At 72.8% G+C, this 6,276-nt stretch carries 1 protein-coding gene; it reads right to left on the bottom strand.

Annotated features, from left to right (window positions below):
* Positions 1 to 6,231, bottom strand: a 6,231-nt coding sequence (locus ACZ4N5_RS41300; RefSeq protein ID WP_467762115.1) for an SDR family NAD(P)-dependent oxidoreductase, incomplete at its 3' end; no start/stop codon positions are given.
* Between the last annotated feature and the right edge of the window lie 45 nt (positions 6,232 to 6,276).

Below are 6,276 nucleotides of genomic sequence, written 5' to 3'. Positions count from 1 at the left end.
CGCCTCGACCACATCCACCTCGGACACCGACAGACCAGCACTCGCCAACGCCTGCCGGATCACCCGCTGTTGCGACGGACCGTTCGGCGCCGTCAAACCGTTCGACGCACCGTCCTGATTGATCGCCGAACCCCGCACCACCGCCAGCACCGGATGACCGTTGCGCTCCGCGTCCGACAGCCGTTCCACGAGCAGCATGCCGACGCCCTCGCCCCAGGCCGTCCCGTCGGCCGCCGCCGCGAAGGGCTTGCACCGGCCGTCGGTCGCGAGGCCGCGCTGACGGCTGAAGGCGACGAACGTGCCGGGGGTGGCCATCACGGTGACACCGCCCGCGAGCGCCAGGTCGCACTCCCCACTGCGCAGCGCCTGGGCCGCGAGGTGCAGGGTGACCAGGGACGACGAACAGGCCGTGTCGACGGTGACGGCAGGCCCCTCCAGACCGAAGGTGTACGACACCCGGCCCGAGGCGACGCTCCCGGCGCTGGAGGTGCCCATGTAGCCCTCCAGGCCGTCGGGCGCTCGGTGCAGCAGCGTGCCGTAGTCGTTGTACATGACCCCGGCGAAGACGCCCGTTCGGCTACCGCGCAGGGAGGCCGGGTCGATGCCCGCGCGCTCGAACGCCTCCCACGAAGTCTCCAGCAGCAGCCGCTGCTGCGGGTCGGTGGCGAGGGCCTCGCGGGGCGAGATGCCGAAGAACGTCGGGTCGAAGTGGTGGGCGTCGTGAAGGAAGCCGCCCGCCATGCTGTAGCTGGTGCCGGGGCGGTCGGGGTCCGGGTCGAAGAGGCCCTCGGCATCCCAGCCCCGGTCGTCGGGCATGTCCGAGATGACGTCCCGGCCCTCGGCCACGAGGCGCCACAGGTCGTCGGGCGTTTTCACACCGCCCGGGAATCGACAGGCCATGGCGACGATGGCGATCGGCTCGTCGTCGTGGACCGCGACGGCGGTGGGCGCGGCCACCGCGTCGGCCACGCCGAGCAGTTCGCCGTACAGGAAGTCGGCCAGCACGACCGGCGTCGGGTAGTCGAAGACCAGCGTGGCGGGCAGCCGTACGCCGGTCGCCGAGCCGAGGCGGTTGCGCAGTTCGACAGCGGTCAGCGAGTCGAAGCCGAGCTCGCGGAAGGATCGGTCCGTCTCCACCGCGTCCGCCCCGGCGAAGCCGAGCACGGCGGCGACCTGCGTACGGACCAGGTCCAGCACTGCGGCCGGACGCTCCGCATCGTCCAGCGCGGCCAGTGTGCGGGCGAGCTTGCCCTCGGGTGCCGTGCCGCCCCGGGCAGCGCGGCGCGCAGGAGTGCGCACCAGACCGCCGAGCAGCGGCGGCACCATGCCACCGGCCGCCACCTGGGCCCGCAGCGCGGCCAGGTCGAGCTTCACCGGCACCAGCAGCGCCTGCTCGGAGGCCGTCGCGGTGTCGAAGAGCGCCAGACCCTCGGCCGCATCCAGAGGCAGCACGCCGCCCCGGCCGAGGCGCGAGACATCCTTCTCGTCGAGCGCGTCGGCCATGCCGGAGGCCTCGGCCCACAGACCCCAGGCCAGCGACGTCGCCGCCAGCCCCAGCGCCCTGCGGTGCTGGGCCAGAGCGTCCAAGAAGACATTGCCCGCCGCGTAGTTCGCCTGACCCGCACCACCGAACACTCCGGCGGCCGACGAGAACACCACGAACAGATCCAGATTCCCGGCCAGTTCGTGCAAGTTCCAGGCCGCATCCACCTTCGGACGCAGCACCCTCGACACCCGCTCGGCCGTCAGCGAGCCCACCGTGCCGTCATCCAGCACACCGGCCGTGTGAACCACACCCGAAACCGGATGCTCCGCCAACAGCGCCGCCAGCGCCCCACGATCGGCCACATCACACGCAGCCCACACGACCTCCGCACCCAACTCCGCCAACTGGGCCGTCAGTTCGACCGCACCCGGAGCATCCCCACCCCGACGCGAGACCAACAACAGCTTCCGCACACCACGTTCCGACACCAAATGCCGCGCGAACAGGCCACCCAGAGCGCCACTCGCACCCGTCACCAGGACCGTGCCCGCCGACGTCACGGGCTCCACATCGGCAACGATCGCCCGAGTCAACCGCGGGACCAACAGCGCACCCTTACGCACCGCGACCTCCGGCTCGCCCGAGGCGAGCACGCGCGGCAGGACATGCGTCGGCTCGGCATCAGCGTCGAGGTCGACCAGGCCGAAGCGGCCCGGGTTCTCGGACTGCGCCGAACGCACCAGGCCCCACACAGCGGAGTGGACCAGGTCGGACACGTCCTCGCCTGGCACCGCCGAGACGGCACCCCGGGTCAGGAAAACCAGCCGGGAGCCGGCGAACCGCTCGTCCGACAGCCACTCCTGCACCAGGGCCAAGGCCCGGGCGGTGGCGGAGTGGACCGCGGCCGGCAGGTCGTCACCGGTCGTCGGCTCGCCGCACGGCACCACCAGCACCGAGGGCACCTCGGCCTCGGCTGTCGTCAGGTCGGAGAGCGCCTGCGAGCCGGTGCCGAGCACCGCCCAGTCGTCGACCGCCGGTCCACCGGCAGCGGGCTCCGACCACTCCACCCGGTACAGGGCGTCCGCGTGCCCCCCACCCGGGCCGGCGAGCTGGTCGGGCGAGAAGGCGCGCAGGGTGAGCCCTGCCACGGAGGCGACGGGCGCGCCGTCGGCGTCCGCGATCTCCAGCGCGACTGTGTCCCGGCCGGCCGGGGCGAGCCGTACGCGGAGGGTGTCGGCGCCCACGGCGTGCACGGCGACGCCGTTCCAGGCGAAGGGCAGTCGACCCTGGCCGGTGTCCTCGACGAGGGAGCCGAGACCGATGGCGTGCAGCACCGAGTCGAGCAGCGCGGGGTGCACGGTGAAGTGTCCGGCGCCCGGCTCGGTGCCGTCCGGCAGGGCGACCTCGGCGAACACCTGGTCGCCCTTGCGCCAGGCGGCCCGCAGGCCCTGGAAGGCCGGCCCGTAGCCGAAGCCGGACGCGGCCAGGCCCTCGTACAGCCCGCCCGTCTCGATCCGCTCGGCCCCCGCCGGCGGCCAGGCCGCCAGGTCGAAGGCCGGGGCCGGAGCGCCCTCCGCCAGGACGCCGGCCGCGTTGCGCACCCACGGCTCGTCGTCGGCCGCGTGGTCCGGGCGGGAGTGGAAGGCGACGGCGCGACGGCCCGATTCGTCGGGCGCGGCCACGGCGATCTGGAGTTCGACGCCCTCCTGCTCGGGCAGTACCAGCGGGGCCGCGAGCGTGAGTTCGTCCACCAGGTCGCAGCCGACCTGGTCGCCGGCGCGCAGCGCCAGCTCCACGAAGGCCGTGCCGGGCAGCAGCACCGCGCCGGCCACGGCGTGGTCGGCCAGCCAAGGATGCGTCTCCAGCGACAGCCGGCCCGTGAGGAGCAGCCCCTCGGCGTCGGCCAGTGCCACGGAGGCCCCGAGCAGCGGGTGGTCCGCCGCGCGCAGCCCGACCGTGGTCACGTCCCCGCCGGCGGTCCCGGCGTCCAGCCAGTAGTGCTCGCGTTGGAAGGCGTACGTCGGGAGGTCCACGCGCTCGGCACCCGTACCGGCGAAGTACGCGGCCCAGTCCGCGACGAGGCCGCGTATGTGCGCCTGGCCGAGGGCGGCGGTGACGGTCTCGGCCTCGGGGCGGCCGGAGCGGAGGGCGGGGACGAGGACCGCGCCGTCCCCCTCGACGGAGCTCTGGGCCATGGCCGAGAGGACGCCGGCGGGGCCCAGTTCGATGTACGTGGTGACGCCCGCGGTCTCCAGGGCGCGGATGCCGTCGGCGAAGCGGACCGCCTCACGGACATGACGCACCCAGAACTCCGGCCGCGTCAGCTCCTCCGAAGCGAGAGCACCGCTCACATTCGAGATCACCGGTATGCGCGGGAGCTCGTAGGTCAGGCTCTCGGCCACCTTAAGGAAGGTGTCGAGCATGCCGTCCATGTGCGGCGAGTGGAACGCGTGACTGACCGTGAGACGCTTGGACCTGCGGTGGCCGAACGATCCGGCGATCCGCTCGGCCTCCTCCGCGTCACCGGCGATGACGACGGACCGCGGCCCGTTGATCGCGGCGATGCTCACCAGCTCGCCGAGCAGCGGCGTGACCTCGTCCTCGGTGGCCTGGAGCGCGATCATGACCCCGCCCTCGGGCAGCGCCTGCATCAGCCGACCACGGGCGGACACCAGCTTGCAGGCATCCTCCAACGAGAACACCCCGGCCACATGGGCAGCGGCGATCTCACCGATCGAGTGCCCGGCGACGAAGTCCGGCTTCACACCCCACGACTCGAACAGCCGGAACAACGCCACCTCGACAGCGAACAACGCAGGCTGCGCGAACTCCGTACGGTTCAACAGCTCCGCATCGTCCCCGAACAGCACATCCTTCAGCGGCAGTTCGAGGATCATCCGTTCCGCGACCGCGTCCAGCGCCGCCGCGAACACCGGGTACGCCGCATACAACTCACGCCCCATGCCCAGTCGCTGGCTGCCCTGGCCCGTGAACAGGAAGGCGAGCCTGCCCCGGGAGCCGGTCTCCCCGCGCACCACGCGCGCGGTGGTCGTGCCGGAGGCGAGCGCGGTCAGGTCGCCCGCCGCACTCCCGGGGTCCGCCGCGAGGACCACCGCGCGGTGCTCCAGGGCGGCGCGTCCGGTGGCCAGCGAGAAGCCGATGTCCACCGGACGGTCGTCCGGGTGCGCCCGCAGGTGCGCCAGCAGACGCTCGACCTGCGCGTGCAGGGCCTCCTCGGTGCGGCCCGAGACGGGCCACGGCACCACCGGCGGCACGGACACAACCGGCGCGACGGCCTCCGCCGCGGCGTCCGTGCCGTCCGCACCCTCGCCGCCGTCCGCCCCTGAATCACCTCCCGGGACCTCCGGGGCCTGCTCGATGATGGTGTGCACGTTGGTGCCGCTGATACCGAAGGAGGACACGGCGGCACGGCGCGGACGGCCGGTCTCGGGCCAGGCGACGGCCTCGGTGAGCAGGGAGACCGCGCCGGCCGACCAGTCCACGTTCCGCGAGGGCGTGTCGACGTGCAGGGTCTTCGGCAGCACGCCGTGGCGGATGGCCATCACCATCTTGATGATGCCCGCGACTCCGGCCGCGGCCTGGGTGTGGCCCACGTTCGATTTGAGCGAGCCGAGCCACAGCGGCTGCTCGGCGGTGTGCTCCCGGCCGTATGTGGCGAGCAGTGCCTGCGCCTCGATCGGGTCGCCCAGCGTCGTACCCGTGCCGTGCGCCTCGACCACGTCGACCTCGGCGGCGGTGAGCCGGGCGTCGGCGAGGGCCTGCCGGATCACGCGCTGCTGGGAGGGGCCATTGGGGGCGGTCAGACCGTTGGAGGCGCCGTCCTGGTTGACGGCGGAGCCCCGGACCACGGCGAGCACGGGGTGGCCGTTCTTCCGCGCGTCCGACAGCTTCTCCACGAGGAGCATGCCCGCGCCCTCGCCCCAGCCGGTGCCGTCCGCCGCGTCGGCGAAGGACTTGCACCGGCCGTCGAAGGACAGCCCGCGCTGCCGGCTGAACTCGGTGAAGGTGCCCGGTGTGGGCATCACCGTGACGCCGCCCGCGAGGGCGAGTGTGCACTCGCCCTTACGCAGCGACTGGACGGCGAGGTGCAGGGTCACGAGGGAGGAGGAGCACGCGGTGTCGACGGTGAGCGCCGGCCCCTCCAGACCGAAGGTGTACGAGACCCGGCCGGAGGCGATGCTGCTGGACGCGCCGGTGCCGAGGTAGCCCTCTACCTCCTCGGGGAGGGCCCGCAGCCGGGAGGCGTAGTCGTGGTACATGACGCCCGTGAACACGCCCGTACGGCTGCCGCGCAGCGTGGTCGGGTCGATGCCGGCCCGCTCGAACGCCTCCCACGAGGTCTCCAGCAGGAGCCGCTGCTGCGGGTCCATCGCGGTGGCCTCGCGGGGGGAGATCCCGAAGAACGCCGGGTCGAACCAGTTGGCGTCATGCAGGAATCCGCCCTCCCGCACGTAGCTCGTGCCCCGCCCGTCGGGGTCGTCGTCGAAGAGGCGCCCGGTGTCCCACCCCCGGTCGGTGGGGAAGGGCGAGATCGCGTCGGTGCCCTCGGACACCAGTCGCCACAGATCCTCGGCCGACGCGACGCCCCCCGGGTAGCGGCAGCTCATGCCGACGATCGCGATCGGCTCCTGCTCCTCGGACTCCACCTCCTGAAGACGGCGGCGCGTCTCGTGGAGGTCGGCCGTGACCCGCTTCAGGAAGTACCGGAGTTTTTCCTCATTCATGCGTGCATCCCTCGTACAGAAGCCAGAAGAACAGAGCCCTCGCGA

The sequence above is a fragment of the Streptomyces sp. NPDC026500 genome (assembly GCF_055567635.1).
The sequence above is the reverse complement of the archived record's forward strand: the minus strand, read 5'-3'. Positions and strand labels throughout refer to the sequence as shown.